Annotated in this window: 1 protein-coding gene; it reads right to left on the reverse strand. The window is 78.0% G+C overall.

From position 1 onward, the window contains the following. Nucleotides 1-2184 (reverse strand): beta-ketoacyl synthase N-terminal-like domain-containing protein (locus SSBG_RS01110; RefSeq protein WP_037868625.1); only part of this gene is annotated, 2184 nt, incomplete at its 3' end. Nucleotides 2185-2194: the final 10 nt, after the last annotated feature.

Below are 2194 nucleotides of genomic sequence, written 5' to 3' on the forward strand. Positions count from 1 at the left end.
GCCGTCCCCCGCCCCGTCCCCGGCGCGGAGGGGCTGGACGCGGCCGCGGAGGCACGCGTCCCCGGCCGTCAGCGCGAAGCGCAGCCCGCCCGCCGGGTGCTCCTCCGTCGTGACGCGGAGGTCGCGGGCGGCGGTCACCTCGACCGGGCGCAGCCACCGCACCTGGGAGAGGCGGACGGGCCCGGAGAGGCCGTGCGCGGCGGCGGCGCGCACGGCGAGCGAGAGCCCGGCGACCCCGGGCAGCACGGGGCGGCCGGCGAGCCGGTGATCGGCGACGACGCGATCGTCCGGGCGAAGGACGCGGTCCGGCGCGCCGGGGGTGTCCCCCGGCTGTTCGGGCGCGGCGGGCGCGGGCCGGGGGCCCGTGATCCAGTGGCGCTCCCGGGCGAAGGAGTACGTGGGCAGCGGCACCCGGCGTGCGCCGTCCTCGGGGCGCAGGGCCGCCCAGTCCACCGTCCCGCCGTCCGCGTACGTCCGCGCGAGGCGCCGGAGGGCGGGCTCACCGGTCGCGGGCGCGTGGACGTACGGCGTCCCGCCGTGCGCGGCGGCGCGGAGCGCGCGGACGAGTTCGGCGCGCTCCCGTACGACGAAGGCGGCGCGGGACGGGAAGTGCGTGCGGCCGGTGCCGAGGGTGAGGGCGAGGTCGGCGAGCGCCGGTGCTTCCTCCGTGTCGAGGGCGTCGGCGAGCCGGGTGAGGGTGCGGGACAGTGCCTCCTGGTCGCGTGCGGAGACGGGGATCAGGTGGGCGCGAGCGGGTTGCGCGGGGGCGGGCGGGCGCGGGGGTGCCTCGGCGATGACGGCGTGCGCGTTGGTGCCGCTGAAACCGAAGCTGCTGAGCGTGGCCACGCGGACGCCTCCAGGACCGGGGTCCCAGGCGGCGGCGCGCGTGGGCACGTGGAAGGGGCCCCGCGCGAGGTCGATCCGGGGGTTGGTCGCGGTGAAGTGCGGGGTGGGCGGGATACGGCGGTGCCGCAGCGCCAGCAGGACCTTGAGCAGGCCCGCGATTCCGGCGGCCATGGTGGTGTGCCCGATGTTCGCCTTCACCGAGCCGAGCGCGACCGGCCCGGCGGGGGTCGCGCCGTCGGCGCGGAACGCGTCCTGGAGGGCCTTCACCTCGATCGGGTCGCCGAGCGAGGTGCCGGTGCCGTGGGCCTCCACGTAGCCGATGTCCGCGCCGGTCACGCCCGCCGCGCGGTGCACGCGGCGCAGCAGTTCGGTCTGCGCCGCCGCGCTGGGCGCGGTCATGCCGTTGGTCCGGCCGTCGCCGTTGACCCCGGTCGCCTTGATGACGCCGTGGATGTGGTCGCCGTCCGCGAGGGCCCGGGCCAGCGGTTTCAGCACGACCACGCCGACGCCCTCACCGAGCACGATGCCGTCGGCCCGCGCGTCGAAGGGGGCGCTGGTGCCGGTCGGCGAGAGCATCCCGGCGTTGCTGCACCGGATGTGCAGGCGCGGGGTCAGCATCAGGGCGACGCCGCCCGCGAGCGCGGTGCGGCACTCGCCGCGCCGCAGGCTCTCGCAGGCCAGGTGGACGGCGGTGAGCGAGGAGGAGCACGCGGTGTCGACGGCCATGGTGGGGCCGGTCAGGTCGAGGAAGTAGGAGATGCGGGCGGCGAGCACGGACGGGGAGGAGCCGAGGAAGGCGTGGCCGGTGTCGGCCGCTCCCGCCGCGCCCAGGAGGTCCGCGTAGTCCCCGGCACCGCAGCCCACGAACACGCCGCAGTCGCGGGTGCCGCGCGCGGCGGGCCGGTCGGTCCCGCCACCGGCGTGGCCGGCGTCCTCCAGCGCCTTCCACGCCTCCTGGAGGAAGAGGCGCTGCTGCGGGTCCATGGCCTCCGCCTCCAGCGGCGAGAGCCGGAAGAAGCCGGGGTCGAACTCGTCCGCCCCGCGCAGGGTCGCGGCCCACTTGCTGTCGGTGCGGTCGGCGAGGGACCGGTCCGGGTCGTACCAGCGGGCCGTGTCCCAGCGCTCGGGCGGCACCTCGGCGATCTCGCTGCGCCCGGTCTCCAGGTTGTGCCAGAAGGCGTCGAGGTCGTCGGCGCCGGGGAAGCGGCCGGACATGCCGATCACGGCGATGTCCCCGGCGGCGCCCGGTCCTTCCGGCGCGCGCGCCGGTTCGGGGTCGGGGCTCTGCTCCTCCTCGGCGGGCGCGGCCTTCGCCGCCGCGGGCGCGCGGCGGGGCACGGGACGCAGG

The sequence above is a fragment of the Streptomyces sp. SPB074 genome (assembly GCF_000154905.1).
In the GTDB taxonomy this organism is placed as follows: Bacteria; Actinomycetota; Actinomycetes; order Streptomycetales; family Streptomycetaceae; genus Streptomyces.